At 76.2% G+C, this 16,715-nt stretch carries 19 protein-coding genes; 11 read left to right on the top strand and 8 right to left on the bottom strand.

Annotated features, from left to right (window positions below; translation table 11 throughout):
* Positions 1-483 precede the first annotated feature (483 nt).
* The 3 genes from IE98_RS0112420 to IE98_RS0112410 all read left to right on the top strand — a co-directional run bounded on the left by IE98_RS0112420 (position 484) and on the right by IE98_RS0112410 (position 3,006).
* Positions 484-1,200 carry a DedA family protein gene (locus IE98_RS0112420; RefSeq protein ID WP_324605763.1) on the top strand — a complete coding sequence of 239 codons (717 nt, stop codon included), beginning with the start codon at positions 484-486 and terminating at the stop codon, positions 1,198-1,200.
* 371 nt (positions 1,201-1,571) lie between these two features.
* Positions 1,572-2,333: a GNAT family N-acetyltransferase gene (locus tag IE98_RS0112415; protein WP_030268187.1), complete on the top strand. Its 762-nt coding sequence runs from the start codon at positions 1,572-1,574 to the stop codon at positions 2,331-2,333.
* Positions 2,334-2,481: 148 nt separating this feature from the next.
* Positions 2,482-3,006, top strand: a complete 525-nt coding sequence (locus IE98_RS0112410) for a TIGR00725 family protein (protein ID WP_052390444.1) — start codon at positions 2,482-2,484, stop codon at positions 3,004-3,006.
* A 116-nt stretch (positions 3,007-3,122) separates the two neighbouring features.
* Here the strand turns inward: IE98_RS0112410 and IE98_RS0112405 are convergent, their stop codons facing one another.
* Positions 3,123-3,422 (bottom strand): hypothetical protein, encoded by a 300-nt coding sequence (locus IE98_RS0112405; protein ID WP_030268183.1) that lies wholly within the window; start codon positions 3,420-3,422, stop codon positions 3,123-3,125.
* A 143-nt stretch (positions 3,423-3,565) separates the two neighbouring features.
* Here IE98_RS0112405 and IE98_RS0112400 point away from each other — a divergent pair, with 143 nt between their 5' ends.
* From IE98_RS0112400 to IE98_RS0112390, 3 genes are all read left to right on the top strand, one after another.
* Entirely contained in the window at positions 3,566-3,766 is a 201-nt protein-coding gene (locus tag IE98_RS0112400) for a helix-hairpin-helix domain-containing protein (RefSeq protein ID WP_030268180.1), read from the top strand.
* Between the two features lie 183 nt (positions 3,767-3,949).
* The gene (locus IE98_RS0112395) at positions 3,950-5,200 is read left to right on the top strand and encodes an arsenic transporter (protein ID WP_030268179.1); all 1,251 of its coding nucleotides are present in this window, start codon (positions 3,950-3,952) and stop codon (positions 5,198-5,200) included.
* Between the two features lie 4 nt (positions 5,201-5,204).
* Positions 5,205-5,744, top strand: a complete 540-nt coding sequence (locus tag IE98_RS0112390) for a universal stress protein (RefSeq protein ID WP_030268177.1) — start codon at positions 5,205-5,207, stop codon at positions 5,742-5,744.
* A 224-nt stretch (positions 5,745-5,968) separates the two neighbouring features.
* On the opposite strand, the gene IE98_RS0112385 is transcribed toward IE98_RS0112390, so the two are convergent.
* Positions 5,969-6,820 carry a helix-turn-helix transcriptional regulator gene (locus IE98_RS0112385; protein ID WP_030268176.1) on the bottom strand — a complete coding sequence of 284 codons (852 nt, stop codon included), beginning with the start codon at positions 6,818-6,820 and terminating at the stop codon, positions 5,969-5,971.
* 158 nt (positions 6,821-6,978) lie between these two features.
* Here IE98_RS0112385 and IE98_RS0112380 point away from each other — a divergent pair, with 158 nt between their 5' ends.
* On the top strand, positions 6,979-7,758 hold the full coding sequence (locus tag IE98_RS0112380; RefSeq protein WP_030268174.1) for an SDR family oxidoreductase: 780 nt from the start codon (positions 6,979-6,981) through the stop codon (positions 7,756-7,758).
* A 47-nt stretch (positions 7,759-7,805) separates the two neighbouring features.
* Entirely contained in the window at positions 7,806-8,297 is a 492-nt protein-coding gene (locus tag IE98_RS0112375) for an HIT family protein (protein ID WP_030268172.1), read from the top strand.
* Positions 8,298-8,337: 40 nt separating this feature from the next.
* On the opposite strand, the gene IE98_RS0112370 is transcribed toward IE98_RS0112375, so the two are convergent.
* Together IE98_RS0112370 and IE98_RS0112365 are read right to left on the bottom strand one after the other, a co-directional pair.
* On the bottom strand, positions 8,338-8,769 hold the full coding sequence (locus IE98_RS0112370) for a GNAT family N-acetyltransferase (RefSeq protein ID WP_030268170.1): 432 nt from the start codon (positions 8,767-8,769) through the stop codon (positions 8,338-8,340).
* Between the two features lie 104 nt (positions 8,770-8,873).
* The gene (locus tag IE98_RS0112365; protein WP_030268169.1) at positions 8,874-9,923 is read right to left on the bottom strand and encodes a LacI family DNA-binding transcriptional regulator; all 1,050 of its coding nucleotides are present in this window, start codon (positions 9,921-9,923) and stop codon (positions 8,874-8,876) included.
* 124 nt (positions 9,924-10,047) lie between these two features.
* On the opposite strand from IE98_RS0112365, the gene IE98_RS0112360 reads away from it, so the two are divergent.
* The gene (locus IE98_RS0112360) at positions 10,048-11,043 is read left to right on the top strand and encodes an ROK family protein (RefSeq protein ID WP_052390443.1); all 996 of its coding nucleotides are present in this window, start codon (positions 10,048-10,050) and stop codon (positions 11,041-11,043) included.
* Positions 11,044-11,312: 269 nt separating this feature from the next.
* Positions 11,313-11,489 carry a hypothetical protein gene (locus IE98_RS49025; protein WP_159400895.1) on the top strand — a complete coding sequence of 59 codons (177 nt, stop codon included), beginning with the start codon at positions 11,313-11,315 and terminating at the stop codon, positions 11,487-11,489.
* 21 nt (positions 11,490-11,510) lie between these two features.
* On the opposite strand, the gene IE98_RS45660 is transcribed toward IE98_RS49025, so the two are convergent.
* Together IE98_RS45660 and IE98_RS0112345 are read right to left on the bottom strand one after the other, a co-directional pair.
* Entirely contained in the window at positions 11,511-12,425 is a 915-nt protein-coding gene (locus tag IE98_RS45660) for a phosphotransferase family protein (protein WP_234443518.1), read from the bottom strand.
* Positions 12,422-13,339 carry an aminoglycoside phosphotransferase family protein gene (locus IE98_RS0112345; RefSeq protein WP_030268163.1) on the bottom strand — a complete coding sequence of 306 codons (918 nt, stop codon included), beginning with the start codon at positions 13,337-13,339 and terminating at the stop codon, positions 12,422-12,424. Before IE98_RS0112345 ends, IE98_RS45660 begins: the two co-directional genes overlap by 4 nt.
* 506 nt (positions 13,340-13,845) lie before the next feature.
* Here IE98_RS0112345 and IE98_RS0112335 point away from each other — a divergent pair.
* On the top strand, positions 13,846-15,171 hold the full coding sequence (locus IE98_RS0112335) for an MFS transporter (protein ID WP_052390463.1): 1,326 nt from the start codon (positions 13,846-13,848) through the stop codon (positions 15,169-15,171).
* Between the two features lie 33 nt (positions 15,172-15,204).
* Here IE98_RS0112335 and IE98_RS0112330 read toward each other — a convergent pair whose 3' ends face one another.
* A complete protein-coding gene (locus IE98_RS0112330) occupies positions 15,205-16,083 on the bottom strand; it encodes an alpha/beta fold hydrolase (RefSeq protein ID WP_030268160.1) in 879 nt (292 codons plus the stop codon).
* A complete protein-coding gene (locus tag IE98_RS0112325; RefSeq protein ID WP_030268158.1) occupies positions 16,080-16,667 on the bottom strand; it encodes a TetR/AcrR family transcriptional regulator in 588 nt (195 codons plus the stop codon). Before IE98_RS0112325 ends, IE98_RS0112330 begins: the two co-directional genes overlap by 4 nt.
* Positions 16,668-16,715 lie beyond the last annotated feature (48 nt).

Below are 16,715 nucleotides of genomic sequence, written 5' to 3'. Positions count from 1 at the left end.
CCCCACTTCGGGAAGATGATGGAGCGTCGGTGTCGCTCAACGAGGGCGTGGCAGAGCGGGCCGGCGGAGGAAGTCCCCGGCCTGCGTCGATGGTTGACTGCCGTGAGCCATCTATTCCGATGATCACCTGGATCTCAAGGGACGGTCGGAAAGATTTACCCGTGCATGACCAGTCGCGGAGGAACCCATGGCCTGGCCGCCCGCGGCCGCACCGAACGTCAACCGGCACGGGCAGGACACCCGATGACGTCCGCTCAGCTCGGTGCGGGCGTCCGGGGTGCCGCGGCCGCCCCTCGCCGGCCCGTCCGACCAGGCGGCTCGTCCGCGGCGAGCGGCCGCACCTGCCGGGTCCGGCGCCGTTTCGCGTGTAGTGTCCGGGCCGACCCGTAGTCCCATCCGTGAGGACGCCGAAGCCGTGCCAGTCGACACCGACCGCGCCGGGAAGCCGGCAGCCGCCGCCGGGCGGCCGGTGGGGTGCGCCCGGTGACCGGCGCGGCGCTGGCGGCCCTGGCCGCGGACTCCGGCACCACCGAGTCGGTGGGCTTCCCCGCACTCTTCCTGCTGGTGGCGCTCGGGTCGCTCGTCCCGGTCTTCCCGACCAGTGTCCTGGTCAGCGCGACCGCCGCGGCCGCCGTGCACAGCTCGGCCGTGCCCCGCGACCTGTTGCTGGTGGTCGTCTGCGCCGGCCTCGGCGCGTGGTGCGGGGACGTCACCCTCTACCGACTCGCCGGCCGGGCGGGCGGACGGCTGGAGGCGCGGATCCGGCCGAAGTTCGACCAGCCGCGGGTCCAGGAGGCCGAGCGCAGGCTGGACGAGCACGGCCGGGCCGTCCTGGTGCCGTCCCGGCTCGTCCCCGGCGGACGGATCTTCATGATCGCGGCCTGCCTGCTCTCCGGCTGGCCGGTCCGCCGCTTCGCCGTGGCCGAGGCACCGGCCGCCCTGCTGTGGGCCGCCGCGTACGCCCTGATCGGCGCCCTCGGCGGCGCCCTCTTCGAGCAGACCTGGATGGGCGTCCTGGCCGCCGTCGGCCTCGTCCTGCTGGTGGGCGGCGCCACCCTGCTCTGGCGCCGCCGGCGCCGGGGCCGCACGCAGCACCCCACCGTGCCGGGCATCGACCCGCCGGCCTCGGCGAACGGCACTCGGGGCACCGACGGTTCGGACGACGAGGACCGCGAGGACCGCGAGGACGGCGACCGGTGACCTTCCGGCAGCCGCAGGCCAGGGGCGGTCGGGCGCCTGACGCCCGCTCAACCGAAAACGGTTGCCAGCCGGTGCGTATGCGTGGCAAGGTGTGAGCCGCGCTCCGCACGGGAGCGCCGCACTCACTCCGAGGGAATGAAGTCCATGGTCACGGCGCCCCTCAGCGGCCGCCGTCGGTACTGAGCACCTGCCTGTTGCGCAGCCTCACGTACCACGTCCGTCTCACGGCGGCCCCACGCGCGGTGCACCGCACCGCATGCCACCGTCCTCCGCGACGGTGGTGCCGGCTCCGTCCGGCCCGACAACCAGTGCTGCCCGCCGTCGCTGCGGGCGAGCGCCCACCCTTGTCTTGACGTGAGGTCATCATCACCGTGGACACCCCTGTCCAGAGCTTCGCCGTTGCCAACCTGCGCCGCCGCCCCGAGGTCGTCGAGACCGGCGGTTTCGTCGCGGGCTTCGACCCCGGCACCACCAGCCCCTACATCAACTACGCGACCCCGCTGCCCGGCGCCGAGCCGACCGCGGACGACGTGGCCGGTCTGGTCGCGGCCTTCCGCGAGCGCGGCCTCAAGCCCCGGCTCGAATTCGCGCCGGACTCCGCACCGCTCGTGGAGGCGGCACTGCTCGCGGCCGGCTTCACCGTGGAGGCCGAGCACGAGTACCTGGTCTGCACCCCCGCCACCCTGACCCCGCCCCGGCACGGCGACACGCCCGCGCCGACGGTCGAGGCACCCGCCGGCGACGCCGACTTCACGGCGATCGACGCGGCCCTGTCCGAGGCCTTCGCCGGCGAGTTCACCTCCTCCCCGGAGGGCGCGGCACGCCTGCGCCGGACCGAGGACGGCGGCGGCGCCGTCCGCTTCGTCCGCTCCCCGGACGGCGGCTGCGCCGGCGGCGCGATCTGCTCGGCCCCGGCCGTCGGCACCTCGGAGCTGGCCGGCGTCGGCACCCGGCCCGACTTCCGCGGCCGCGGCATCGCGGCGGCGGTCACCGCCGAGCTGGCCGGCACGATGTTCGACCGCGGCGCCTCGTCCGTCTGGCTGGAGTACTCCGGCGACGGCTCCCGCCGCGTCTACGAGCGGGTCGGCTTCCGCCCGCAGGGCCGCCGCCTCTACATCGCGTTGGAGGACTGACCGGCGACGCCGCGGCGCGGCCGGCCTCCCGAGCGGGGGCCGGCCGTGCCGCGGTGCTGGTCACTCCGACGGCGGACCGGACGGAACGGCCGCCCGGCCCCACCCGATACTTCCTGTACTGCACCCGCACCCGCACCCGGAGGTTGCCGTGGCGTCGGAGGTCCCGGCCGAGGCGGCCGCCCGCTACGTGGGGGTGATCGGCCCGGCCGGAGCGAGCCCCGGGGAGTGCGACCTCGCCCGCCGGGTCGGCGAACTGCTGGCCGGGCGCGGCGCGGTGCTGCTCTGCGGCGGGCTGGGCGGGGTGATGGAGGCGGCCGCGGCCGGGGCCCGCGCCCGCGGCGGCCTCACCGTCGGACTGCTGCCGGGCGCCGACCGCACCGACGCGAACCCCCATCTGACGGTGGCCCTCGCCACCGGCCTCGGCGAGCTGCGCAACGGGCTGCTCGTACGGGCCTGCGACGCCCTGATCGCGGTCGGCGGCAGCTGGGGCACGCTCAGCGAGATCGCGCTCGCCCTGCGCACCGGCACGCCGGTCGTGTCCCTGGCGGGATGGGCGCTCCCGGACGCGCCGGCCGAGACCGGTCCCCTCCCGGCGGCCACCCCGGAGGAGGCGGTCGCCCTGGCGCTGACGCTGCGGCACGGCCGCGCCGACGGTGGGCCGCACCGGGCCTGACCTGCGGTCCGGCCATCGGCACCGCACGGGGCGGGCCGTGCCCGTACGGCCACCCCGTCCCCCGGTGTGCCGTTCCCCGAGCCCCCGGGGTGCGCCGGGGTCGCGCTGTCGGGCGGTCAGACGCCGCCCGCGGCGGCGTGCCGCTCGGCCTGGCGCAGCACGTCCGCGGCGGCGCCGAGCCGCTCGGCCGCGGTGCGCAGCGAGGCTCTGCCGTCGGGGGTGTGCATCCGGTCGGGGAAGGTGCCGGCCACGTCCCGGAGCGCCTCGACGGCTGCGGCCAGCGCGCCCAGCAGGTGCGGCTGGTCCGCGAGCGGCACCGGCTCGCGGTGGGTGCGGGCCTTGGCGAGCGCGGTGTCCCGGGCCTGCTTCTCGACCGACTTCAGTGCGTCGACGATCCCTGCCAGGGCGCTGTCCATGCCGTCTCCCTCCGGTGCGGGCGGCCCCGACCGGCCGTCCTCCCCTCCGTGGTACCCGTCCGCCCGGACGCCGTGGGGCCTCGACACGCCGGGTTCCGGTGCGGCGCCCCGCCGCTGGCGCGGGATGCGGCAGGATCGGCGGCATGACCGAACAGCCGCAGGGCGACCTCCCCCGGAACATCGGTGCTCCCGCCACCCGCGCGCTGCTCGGCGCCGGCTACACGCGGCTCGACGAGCTGGCCGGGGTGCCCGTCGGCGAGCTGAAGAAGCTCCACGGCATGGGCCCGAAGGCCCTGGAACGGCTGCAGGCGGCCCTGACGGAGCGCGGCAAGTCGCTCGGCTGACCCCGCACCGGCCCGCACCTGCGCGCTTCCGCCCGAGCCGGTGCGCGGAGCGCCGCGCGGCTCTGGTTCGATCGGGGCCGGAGTCGTCGGTGGTCCGCCCCGGTCCGGCCCCGGGGCACCGTCGGGTGCACCGGGCGGTCGTCCCGGGCGCGGTGAGGTGTCGGTGAGGAGCGGAAGCGGAACATGTCGTCGTCCGAGGTGTTGTCGGTCGGCCTGCTGGTGGTGGTGCTGGTCTGCGCGGTGGTCCGGCCGTTCGGCTGGCCGGAGGCGGTGGTGGCGGTGCCCGCCGCGGCCGTCGCGGTCGGCACGGGCGCGCTCTCGCTGGACTACGCCCGTGAGGAGGCGGCGCGCCTCGGCCCGGTGATCGGGTTCCTCGCGGCGGTGCTGGTGCTCGCCCGGCTCTGTGCCGACGAGGGGCTGTTCCGGGCCTGCGGGGCCTGGATGGCGCGGACGGCCGCCGGACGGCCGCGCCGCCTGCTGGTCCAGGTGTTCGCGGTCGCCTCGGCGATCACGGCGGTGCTCAGCCTGGACGCGACCGTCGTCCTGCTGACCCCGGTGGTGTTCGCCACCGCGGCCCGGCTCGGTGCCCGGCCCAAACCCCACGTCTACGCCTGCACCCACCTCTCGAACACCGCCTCGCTGCTGCTGCCGGTGTCCAACCTGACCAACCTCCTCGCCTTCGCCGCGAGCGGCCTCGGCTTCGTCCGCTTCGGCGCGTTGATGCTGCTGCCCTGGCTGGTGGCGATCGGTGTCGAGTACGTGGTGCTGCGGCGCTTCTTCGCCGCCGACCTCGATGCCGGCGCCGAGGCCGAGGCCGGCCGGGAGGTGCCGCGGATGCCGCGGTTCGCCCTGGTCACCGTCGCCTGCACCCTGGTCGGCTTCGTGCCCGCCTCGGCCCTCGGGGTGGACCCGGCCTGGGTGGCCTGCGCCGGGGCGCTCGTCCTCGCCGCGCATGCGCTGTCCCGGCGGCGGACCACCGTGCTCACCGTGGTGCGGGCGACCAGCGTGCCGTTCCTCGCCTTCGTGCTGTCGCTCGGCCTGGTGGTGCGGGCCGTGGTCGACAACGGCCTGGCCGACGCGCTCGGGCACCTGGTGCCCTCGGGCCAGGGGTTCGCCGCCCTGCTCGGGACCGCCGTGCTGGCGGCCGTACTGGCCAACGTGATCAACAACCTGCCGGCGGTGCTGGTGCTGCTGCCGCTCACCGCGCCGTCCGGGGCCGGGGCGGTGCTGGCCGTCCTGCTGGGCGTCAACATCGGGCCCAACCTGACCTACGCGGGCTCCCTGGCGACCCTGCTCTGGCGGCGGATCGTGCACGCCCACGACGGGGAGGTCGGCCTCGGCGAGTTCACCCGGCTCGGGCTGCTCACCGTGCCTGCTTCCCTGCTCCTGTCGGTCGTGGCACTGTGGGGCTCCCTGCAGGTCGTCGGAGGATGAGGCCGTGGCGGTCGTGGTGTGGGTGGCCGAGGGCACGTGGCGTGCCTGCGTCGACGCGGCCCGGCTGCACGCCCCGCCGGACGCGGAGATCGTGCTGCTGCACGTGAGCGACCGCGACGTGCCCGGGGCGGCGCACGGCGCCTTCGCCGGGCTGATGGGCCGTCGGCATCCGCGCGGCAACCGTGCCGACGGCTGGGGCAGCGACCCGGGCAGCACGATGGAGGAACTGGCGGACGCGGCGGGGCACGGACTGCTGGCGGCAGCGGCCGAGCGTCTGGGGCGCGCCTGCCGGCCGGTCGAGCGGGCCGGACGGACCGATCGGGAGGTGGTGGCCGCCGCGGAGGGCGCCGACCTGCTGGTGCTGGCCCGCGACGGGGACCGCACCCGGCTCGGACCGCGGAGCCTCGGACCGGCCACCCGCTTCGTGGTGGACCACGCTCCGTGCCCGGTGCTGCTGGTCTGGCCCGGCTCGGCGCCGGGGACGGCGACCCTCCCTCCGGAACCGGGCGCGAAGCCGGAGCCGGGTCCCGAGCGGGGCGCGTAGCCCGAGCCCGGTGCGGGACGAGCGGTGGCGGCGGTCCGGCCCCGGCTCCGCGGCGGGTACGACCCGGACTCCGCGGCACGCGCTGCTCGGACGACGCCTGTTCGGCCGTGCTCGGTGGCCGTGACCGGCGGACGGGGCCATCCTGAAGGTCGAGCGCCCCGCCGTGAACCCCCGAGCACGGCGGGGCGCGCTGCGCTGTGCGGCGGCCCCGGACCGCCACGCCGTCAGAGCGGGGCGACGGCCGCGAGCGGCGCGGCGGCGCTGAGCGCGGCGAGCCGTTCGGCCTCCGGCGAGCCCGGCTCCGCGGTGTAGACGACCAGCAGCAGGGCCGGGTCACCGGGCAGCGCCAGCGTCTCGTAGCCGAGGTCCAGCAGGCCGGCCGACGGGTGCCGCAGCAGTTTGCGTCCGTGGGTCTTCTCGGCCACCGCGTGCCCGTCCCAGAGCCGGCGGAACTCCGGGCTCCGTTCGGACAGTTCCTCGACGAACGCGGCGGCCCGCCGGTCCGCGGGGTGGCGGGCCGCGTCCAGCCGCAGGTAGGCGACGGTCTCGGCGGCGACCTCCGCCCAGGCCGGGTAGAAGGTGCGGGCACGGGGGTCGAGGAAGGCGTGCCGGGCCATGTTGCGCTCCGCCTCGGGGACGGCCGACAGGCCGAGCAGGGCGTCCGCCGGGGCGTTCCAGGCCAGCACGTCCATGCACCGGCCGAGCACGAAGGCCGGGCCGGCCAGCATGTCGAGCACCAGCCGCACCCCCGCACGGATTTCCGCCGGGGCCGGGGCGGCGGAGTCCTGGCGGGGCGGCCGGGCCAGCCGGTGGAGGTGGGCCCGCTCGGTGGCGTCCAGTCGGAGCACCCGGGCCACCGCGTCCAGCACCTCGGGCGAGGTTCCGCCGCCGCGGCCCTGCTCCAGCCGCACGTAGTAGTCCACGCTGACCCCGGCCAGCTGCGCCACCTCCTCGCGGCGCAGCCCGGGCACGCGCCGCCGCCGCCCGTACTCGGGGAGTCCCAGCGACTCCGGCCGGATCATGGCACGGCGGGCGCGGAGGAAGCCGCCGAGCTGGTCGCGATCACCGTTCTTCATGCTCCGACCCTACGGACCGTCCGGCCGCGCCGGGGGTGGTCCTGGCAGACCCAGGAAAACCACGGCCCTGGGTGGCCGCGTCCGGGCCCGGCAGGCTCGGGGACATCAACGAAACGACGGCGGGACGACCGCCGCTGATCCCCTCCCAGGAGCCCACCGTGTCCTACCCCTACCCCTACCCCTCCCTCTCCGGCCGTGTCGGCGTCGTCACCGGTGCCGCGAGCGGCATGGGCGCCGCCACCGCGAAGCTGCTCGCCGCGAACGGTGCCGCGGTGGCGCTGCTGTCCCGCCGCGAGGACCGGCTGAAGGAGCTGGCCGCGGAGATCGGGGCCGCCGGGGGCCGGGCGCTCGCCGTGCCGGCCGACGTCACCGACCAGCGGTCGGTGGACGGGGCCGCCGGGCTGGTCGCGGCCGAGCTCGGCCGGGTCGACCTGCTGGTCGCCGCGGCCGGCGTGATGCTGCCCAACCCGGTGGACGACGGCCGGATCGACGAGTGGACCCGGATGATCGACACCAACGTCACCGGTGTGCTGCGGGTGGTCCGGGCCTTCACCGGCGACCTGGTGGCGGCCGCCGCCGAGGGCCGCACCGCGGACCTGGTGGCCGTCTCCTCGATCGCCTCCCACGTGTCCTTCCCCAACTACGCGGTCTACAGCGCCACCAAGGCGGCGCTCACCCACCTGGCGACCTCGCTGCGCAGCGAGTTCGGCCCGCGCGACGTCCGGGTCTCGACGGTGGAGCCGGGGCTCACCGACACCGAGCTGGGGACGCACATCGACAACCCGTCGCTGGGCCCTGACGGTCAGCTCGGCGCCATGTTCGACGCGATCGGCCCGCTCTCCGCCGAGGAGATCGCCGACGTGATCGGATTCACCGTCAGCCGTCCGCGGCACGTGAACCTCCGCCACCTGGTGGTGCTGCCGACCCGTCAGGCCTGAGCGGTCCCGGCGGCCGCCCGGTGATCACGGCGGGGTAGGGTCGGGGGATGACTGGGGACTGGCGTTCGGACCGGATCGGCAGCGCCCTGCGCGGCGAGAACCCCTCGGTGCTGCGGCGCCTCGGGGCGGGCTTCGCGGTGATCGGGGACGTGCAGTTCCTGCCGGGGTACTCGCTGCTCCTGACGGACGAGCCGGGCGTGCAGCGGCTGTCGGAGCTGCCGCGCGGGCGGCGGATCGCCTTCCTCTCCGACATGGAGCGGCTCGGCGAGGCCGTCGAACTGGCCTGCCGCCGCCTCGACCCCGCCTTCCGCCGGGTGAACCTGGAGATCCTCGGCAACACCGACGGCTACCTGCACGCCCACGTCTGGCCGCGGTACGAGTGGGAGCCGGCCGACCTCGTCCGGATGCCGGTCTGGCTCCACCCCGAGGAGAGCTGGACGGGTGCGGACAGCGCCCTCGGCCCGCGGCACGACCCGCTCCGCGCCGCCATCGCCGGCGAACTGGACCGGCTGGCCGCCGAGGACGCCGACGGCTGCTGAGCTGCTGAGCTCCCGGACCTCTGGCGGTGGGCCGACGGGCTCACTGCGTGCCGAGGGCCATCCACTTGCCGGGGTTCTCCAGGGGCACGAAACCCACCTTGGCGTACACCTCGTGGGCGTCGGCGGTGGCCAGCATGATGCGGCGCAGCCCGAACGGGGCCAAGTGGTCGCGGACGGCGGCGGTCAGGGCGGTGCCGAGGCCCCGGCCGCGCGCGTCCGGGGCGACGTAGACGTCGCAGAGCCAGCCGAAGGTGGCGCCGTCCGTCACCACCCGGGCGTAGCCCACCTGGGCACCCGAAGCACTCTCGTACACACCGAAGTTGAGCGAGCCGTCGATCGCCCGCTCCTGCTTCTCCCGGGCTCGGCCGCGCGCCCAGTAGGCGTCCTCCGACAGCCATCGGTGGACCAGCGCCCGGTCCAGGCGCTCGGGGTCGGTGGACAGTTCGTAACCGGTGGGCAGATCGGTGCTCATGGCCCGCATCCAAGCAGCCCGGGCCGCCCGCGGGCCACCGGATTCTCCGCGGATACCCGGCCGGTCCGGTCGGGGTCGTGGTCCTTCGGCCAGTGGTCCCCCGGTCAGGCGGGCGGGACCTCGCCCGAGCCGCGGACGATCAGCCGGGTGGGCAGTTCGATGCGCCGCGGTGGGGAGGTGTCGTGCCCGAGCCGGTCGAAGAGGAGCCGGGCCGCCGTCCGGCCGAGGGCCTCCGGGTCCTGCGCGACGACGGTCAGCCCGGGGCTGAGCAGTGCGGCGAGCTCCAGGTCGTCGAAGCCGACCACGGCCGGACGGACGGGGAGCCCGGCCAGCGCCTGCAGGGCGGCGAGGGTGACCCGGTTGTTGGCGGTGAACAGGGCGGTGACCGGCTCGGCCCCGGACGGGCCCGGACCACCGCTCCCCTCCGGCTCGCAGGCGAGCAGACGGCGGACCGCCCGGCCGACCGTCGCGGGGTCGGTCGGGCCGGTCGCGATCCAGCGCTCGTCGACCGGCAGCCCGGCCGCCCGCATCGCCTCCCGGTAGCCGCGCAGCCGCTCCGCGCTGGTGTGGATGTGCGGCAGGTCGCCGACGAACCCGATCCGGCGGTGCCCGTGCGCGATCAGGTGGGCGGTGCCCGCGCGGGCGCCGCCGGTGTTGTCGCTGAGCACGGCGTCGGCCTCGATCCCGATGCCCGGGCGGTCGAGGAAGACCACCGCCAGGCCGGAGGCGGCCTCCGGCAGCAGGTAGCCGTGGTCGCCGCCGGCGGGGACCACGACCAGCCCGTCGACCCGGCGGGCGCACAGCGCCAGTGCCAACTCCCGTTCGCGGTCGGCGTCCTCGGCGCTGGAGCCGGTGAACAGCAGGCAGCCGTGCTCGCGGGCGACGGCCTCCACCGCACGGGAGAGCGCCGAGGAGAACGGGTCGCCGATGTCCTCCAGCACCAGGCCGACGCTGGCGGTGGTGCCGGTGCGCAGCAGCCGGGCGCTGTCGTTGCGCCGGAAGCCGAGTTCGTCGATCACGGCCTGCACCCGGGCGGCCATCGCGGGGCTGACCCCGGACTCGTCGTTGACCACCCGGGAGACGGTCTTCAGTCCGACGCCCGCCGCGGCCGCGACGTCCTTCATGGTGGGCCTGGTGGCAGGTCGGCTGCTCATGACCACGCAGCATACGGACCCGTACGGTCCCCGGGCGGGACGACCCGCACCTCGGCGCTGGACAACGTTGTCAAGGTCGGCCAGAATCGACCCTCGTACCGTCGCACCTGCCCCGGAGCACCCCATGAGCAGCACCAGGACGGCCGACCGGGCCGCACCCGGGACCGACGTCCCCGCCCTCGGCACTGACCTCGTCGCCGCCCTCGACATCGGCGGGACGAAGATCGCCGGAGGCCTCGTCGACCCCTCCGGCCGGCTGCTGCACCAGGTCCAGCGGCCCACGCCGGCGCGCGAGGACGCGGGCACCGTCCTCGGCGCCGTCCACCGCGTCCTCGACGAGCTCTCCGCCCACCCGCTCTGGGGTGCGGCACGGTCCCTCGGCATCGGCAGTGCGGGGCCCGTGGACACCTCCGCGGGCACCGTCAGCCCGGTCAACATCGCCGCCTGGCGCGGGTTCCCGATCGTCGCCGAGGTGGGTGCGCACCCGGCCGTCCGCGGGCTGCCCGTGGTGCTCGGCGGCGACGCGGTGGCGATGACGGCGGCCGAACACCGCTACGGCGCCGCCCGCCCGTACACCGACGCGCTCTGCCTGGTCGTCTCCACCGGCGTCGGCGCGGGCCTGGTCCTGGGCGGCAGCGTCCACCACGGCCGGACCGGCAACGCCGGCCACCTCGGCCACATCTCCGTCGACCTGGACGGCGACCCCTGCCCGTGCGGCTCCCGCGGCTGCCTCGAAATCCTGGCCAGCGGCACCGCCATCGCCGCCCGGGCCGCCCGGGACGGCTGGCGTCCGGCCGGGTCCGACGCCTCCGCGTCCGCCGTCGCGGAGTCCGCGCGGCTGGGCGATCCGGTCGCGCTCGCGGCGTTCGACCGCGCCGCGCGGGCGCTGGCCGCGGGCATCGCCGCGACCGCCACCCTGGTGGAGATCGAGGCGGCGGTGATCGGCGGCGGCGTCGCCAGGGCCGGGGACGTCCTCTTCGACCCGCTCCGCCGCCACCTGCACACCTACGCCGCCCTCCCCTTCGCCGCCGGGCTGACGGTGCTGCCCGCCCGTCTCGGCACAGACGCCGGACTCGTCGGCGCCGCCGCGCTGGCCCTGGACGAGCTGTCCCCCGCCTGAGCCGACCGGCAGGGCTGTCGAGCCGGCCGCCGTGCGGCGGACCGCCCGCGCCACACTGGGTCGCACCGCCGCTCGACGGTTCCGCGGCCCGACCGCGAGGGACGACATGGGCCACGACTTCCACATCAGCCGCGCACAGGACCGGACCCTGAGCCACGAGGACCAGATCGATGTCGGGGAGTGGGAGGAGGTGGCCGCCCGGTGCCCGCTGATCGAGGAGCGCGGGCCCCTGGAGGTGGAAGGACATCGGCTTCCAGAAGACCTACTCGGTGCCCGGGGAGACGGCGGTCTTCTCCTGGCGGCACGGACTGGTCGACATCAGGGGCTACTTCGGTGACCGGAGCACGGAGGCCGCCGAAGTGCTCGCGGAAGCCCTCGGCGCGCGCGTGCTCGGCGACGACGACTGGGCCTCCTTTCGGCTCCTGCAGGGCGCACCACCCGCGTAGTCGCCGTGGGAGCAGCCGTCGTCAGGGCCGGTCGAGGAGGGTGCGGAGGCGGTGGGACTGGCGTTCCGCGGTGCCGGGCGGGTTGCGGGGGTGGTCCGGGTCGTCCATGGCCAGCATCAGGAGCCACACCAGGGCGAGCAGTCGGCGGCAGTCGGCCAGTCGGGCGGCCTCGGCCGGTGCCAGGTCGAAGTGGCTGAGGAAGACGGGCACGTCCAGGCCGCCGTCCAGCCAGGCCGAGACGTGCTCGGTGATCTCGGCGAGTTCGTGGGCGCGGTCGCTGCGTCCGGACTCCTCGAAGTCGACGGCCCGTACCCGGGTGCCGTCCCAGAGGTAGTTCGCGAGGTTGCCGTCACCGGGGCCGAACACCGCGGGCGGCCGGTCGGGCTGCTGCTCCCCCTCCGGGTCCGGGGTGTCCAGCGGGTCCGGGGTGCCCAGCGGGTCCGGGGTGTCGCTCAGGTCCGAGGTGTCGAGCCAGGCCGAGCCGGCGCGCAGGGCCGCCGCCACGGCGGGGGACGCGTGCGCCGGCAGCCCGGCCGCCTGCCAGGTGCGGATGCGGGTCAGGAGTTCGGCCGGGCGTCCGGGGCGCACCGGTACCTGCGCCAACTGCTCGGCGGGGACGCAGTGGTGGAGCTCGGCCACGGCCTCGGCGAGGGCCGCTGTCCGGCGGGCGTCGAGCACCGTACCGCGCAGCGGTCGGCCGGGGAGTCGGGACATCACGATGCGTGGGCCGCCCGGCCCGGAGTCCACGTGCAGCGGGGTGGGGGCGAGTCCGGGTGCGTGGACGGCGAGGAGTTCGAGCGCCCGCCACTCCCGGACGTGCCGGTGGCCGTCACCGGGCGGGAAGGTCTTGGTGACGGTGTCGGCGGCGAGGTCGATCCCGTGAGTGTTCCACCGTCCGGCCATCGGGGTGGCGGAGCGTGCCGTCGGCGGGATCACGGACGGGCCGTTGCGAGGAGGCGGCGCAGGGCGGCGTGCGCGGGCGGGCCCCAGGTGGGCTTGCCTCCGGGGCCGCCCCGGAGGCCGGCCTCGCCGATGAGGAGGCCGCCGAAGGCACGCAGCAGCGCCCAGCCGCGGGCGCGGCGCCGGGTCGCCGGGTCCGCGGCGGGCCGGTAGGCGCGGTGGAAGCGGTCGAGGGTGCCGTCGGGCAGCAGGGTCCAGGCGGCGGCGAGGTCACAGGCCGGGTCGCCCGCGCAGAGGTCGCCGAAGTCGATGACGCCGCAGAGGGTGCCGTCGTCGGTGAGGACGTTGGCCGCGTGCAGGTCGCCGTGGATCCACCGGGCGGGGCCCGTCCACGCGGGTGCGGCGACGGCGTCCGCCCAGACCGCCCGGACGGCGTCCGGGTCGTCGACCAGTCCGAGCCGGACGGTCTCGGCGAGGCCGCCCTCGAAGTGGCCGAGGCGGTCGGTGAGCGGCCCGCCCCGGTCGCGGCCGGCCGGGGCGTCCGCGGGCGCCGGCCGGTGGAGGGCGGTCAGGAAGGCGGCCAGTGCGTCCGCCGCCTCCGCACCGCGCGTGACGGGCGCACGGTCCGCCGGTGTCCCGGGCACCCAGGTGGTGACGAGCCAGGGCCGCGGGAACCGCTCGGACGGCGCACCGAGGCGCTGCGGGACGGGTGTCGGGAGCGGCAGGTGCGGGGCGAGCGCGGGCAGCCAGGCGTACTCCTTGCGGAGCAGCTCGTCGGCGGACTCGGTCGCCCACGGCAGTCGGACGGCGAGGTCCTCGCCGAGCCGCCAGAGCTGGTTGTCCCAGCCGCGCGCACCGAGCCTGACCGGTCGGTCGGCGAGGTCGGGGTGCTGATCACGGATCAGGTGCCCGACCAGCTCGGCGGTGATCTCGGTCTCGGTGTGCGTCATGCGGAGCAACGCTACTGCGGGACGGTCCCGGTGCGCTGCCCGTCGCAGTGCGGCCCGTCCCCGGACGGCTCCACCGTCGGCTCGGCGCCGGCCACCAGCACCTCTCCGGTGCCCGGCCGGAGGAGCCGGTGGTCGAACTCCCCCTCCTCGGGTCGGTCCGGAAGACCGGGAAGGTCTCCAGGCACGGGGAGGGGCGTCCCGTCCGTCCACCAGGGATCGGGCGCGCGGATGTGGGGGCGGGTGCTGTGCGGCCGCCTTCCGTGGCGGCCCGGCGGCGGCTAGGGTTCGGACACGACGCGTCGTCCGCGTGGCGGTGGGACATGCCCGGTGTGCCCGGCTCACGTTGACGTCGGGGGCCGTGCGCGGCCCGTCGTCGCGTGCCGCCCTCGATGGTGCGGCGCAGCGATTCCTTCCCTGCCCGAGCCGTCGGCGTGCTGGTGTGCGTCCGGTGCCTGGCCCTGTCGTCGGCAAGCCGGGGGATCTCCGTGCCGTTCGTGTTCTCCTCCATGTCCGACGCCGGTCGGCGGGTTCCGTCGGGCCTGTGGCGGGACGCCGACTTCCGCAGGCTGTGGATCGGCCAGACCGTCTCCCAACTCGGCGAGCACACGGGCCTGGTGGTGCTGCCGCTGGTGGCCGTGCTGATGCTCGACGCGGGAGCCGGCGAGGTGGGCGTGCTGCGCGCCGTGGGACAGGCGCCGGCGCTGCTGCTCTCGCTCTTCGCGGGCGCGTGGGTGGACGGGTGGCGGACCCGTACGACGATGGTGCTCGCGGACGCCGGTCGGGCCGTGGCCATGGGCGCCGTGGCCGTGGCGGGCCCGGTCGGCCGGCTCGGGCTGCCCGCGCTGCTGGTGCTCGCCTTCGCCGTCGGGGCGCTGTCCGTGTTCTTCGACGTGGCGTACCAGGCGTCCCTGGTACGGCTGGTGGCACGCGACCGGCTGGTGCAGGGCAACAGCGCGCTGGAGGGCAGCCGGTCCGCGGCGCAGATCGGCGGCCCGGCGCTCGGTGGTGCGCTGGTGTCGCTGCTGTCGGCGTCGTTCGCCGCCGCCTTCGGCGCACTGTTCTTCACGCTGTCGTTCCTGTCGATCCGGCGGATCCGCCGCGCCGAGTCCGTCCCGGAGCGCGCCGCGGGCCCGCCGCGGGTCCGGCGGCGGATCGTCGAGGGCGTGCGTTTCGTCGCCCGTGACGCCGTGCTGCGGGCGGTGTGCCTGGCCTCGGCCGCCTTCCAGTTCTCCTTCGCGGCCACGATGACCGTCTACCTGCTGTTCCTGCCAAGGGTGTTGCACCTGCCGGGACTGGCCGTCGGCTGTGCGCTCGCGGCCGCCGGGCCGGGCGCGCTGCTGGGCTCGCTGCTGGCCTCCCGGCTGCCGCGCCGGTTCGGCCACGGCAGGGTGCTCCTGTGCGCGGCGGTCCTCGGCGACGGCGCGTTCCTGTGCGTGCCCGCGCTGCACGGCTCCGCCGCGGTGACCGTGCCGGTGCTCCTCGCGGCCGGCTTCGTGTTCGGGTGCGGGGGCCAGTTGGTGTCGGTCACGGTCATGGCCGTCCGGCAGTCCGTCACTCCGGACGGGATGCAGGGCCGCGCGGCCGCGATGATCACCTTCGTCGGCATGGGGTCGGCCCCGCTCGGTTCGCTGCTCGGCGGTGTCCTCGCGGAGGAGTGCGGGCTGCGCGGCGGTCTCCTGCTGGCGGCCGCGGGCATGCTGCTGTCGCCGGTGGTGATGGTGCTGTCGCCGCTAGCCCGGCTGGGGCGGGAGCTCCCGGTCCGGGATCGGGACCCGGCACCGGCGGGGCCGGTCCCGGGTCCGCCGGTCCGGTCGGCCCGGCGCGGGCGTTGAGTTCGGCCCGCCGGGCCGGCACGGGCGCCGGGTTCAGTCCGCCGGGGCGAGGAGGGCGAGGAGTCGGCGGGCGAAGGCGGTGGGCTGTTCGACGGCGCCGAGGTGGCCGCCGGGGAACTCGGCGAGCTCGCGGTGGAGGAGGGCGGCGAGGCGGGAGGCGGGCCCGTACAGCGGGAGTTGGTGGCGCGAGTCGCGTCCCGCGGCGGGCACGAGCCGGTCGGCGACCGGGCGCAGCGCGGCCAGGTCGGGCGGGGTGGTGGCGAAGGGGTGGAGCATCCGGTCGAGGAAGACGGGCAGGTTGGCGTGCATGCGCGGCGCCATCTCCTGGATCTCCGGCGGCAGTTCGGTGGCCTCCTCGGCGACGGCCTCCGCCGTCCGCCCGGGGTCGTCCGCGGGCCGTGCGCCCCCGAGGCCCTCGCTGAAGCGGGCCATGGCGGCGGCGATGCCCTCCGTCCGGTGGGTGTCGCGGACGTCGGCGAAGAACGCCCTGTGCGGGGCCGGGTCGTCGAGGAGTTCCAGCAGGGGCGGCTCGTGGGCGACGACGCGGCGCACCCGGTCGGGGTGCCGGGCGAGCAGGTCGACGGCGACGATCGCGCCCGAGCTGCAGCCGAGCACGTCGGCCGTGCCGTCGGGCGAGAGGTGTTCGATGAGGCGGCGGGCGTCGTCGCTCCAGACGTCCACCCGCTGGTCGGTGAGCGGTCCGTCGAGGGGGCTGCGGGAGAGGCCGCGCGGGTCGTAGGAGACGACGGTGTAGCGGGCGGTGAGGGCGGCGTGCATGCCCGCGTACATCCCGGCGTCGCCGGCGCCGCCGGGGACGAGCAGCAGGAACGGGCCGCTGCCGCGGACCTCGTGGTGGAGGGTGGCGCCGGGGACGGCGAGGGTGCCCGTGCGGACGGTGGTGGCGGTGGTCATCGGGGGCTCCGGTCGGGTCGGGCGGGCCAGTTCTCGAGCAGGACGTGGAGGGCGTCGAGCGAGCGGTCCCAGGATTCCTGGACGGTGCGGGGGTGGCCGAAGCCGCCGCCGAGTTCGAGGTGGACGTAGCCGTGGAAGGCGGCGCGCAGCAGCCGGGCGGCGTCGGTGAGGTCGGGCTCGGCGAGGCCGTAGGCGCGGAGCATGCCGTAGGTGAGCTCGGCGCTGCGGCGGACGACGGCCGAGTCGGTGATCTCCTCGGGGGTGAACTGCAGTTGGGTGGCGGCGTAGCGGCCCGGGTGGGCGAGGGCGAACTGCCGGTAGGCGTCGGCGAAGGCGACCAGGGCGTCCCTGCCGGCCCGGCCGGCCACGGCGGCGGCGATGCGTTCGGTCATCTCCGCGCCGCCGAGCATCGCGATCCGGACGCGCAGCTCCCGCAGGTTCGTGACGTGGGAGTAGAGGCTGGCGTCCTTGACGCCGAAGTGCCGGGCGAGCGCGGAGACGGTGACGCGGTCGAGTCCGACCTCGTCGGCCATCTCCGCGGCCGCCTCGGTGAGCTTCGCCGCGGTGATTCCCGCACGTGCCATGGCCCGGCCACCCTCCCTAGGATCTCTAGGTTTCAAGCTAGCATCCCG

Origin of the sequence: Streptomyces sp. NRRL B-24484, assembly GCF_000717715.1 — a bacterium.
Lineage (GTDB): Bacteria > Actinomycetota > Actinomycetes > Streptomycetales > Streptomycetaceae > Kitasatospora.
Note: the sequence above shows the minus strand (reverse complement) of the source record. Positions and strands in the feature narration are given on the sequence as shown.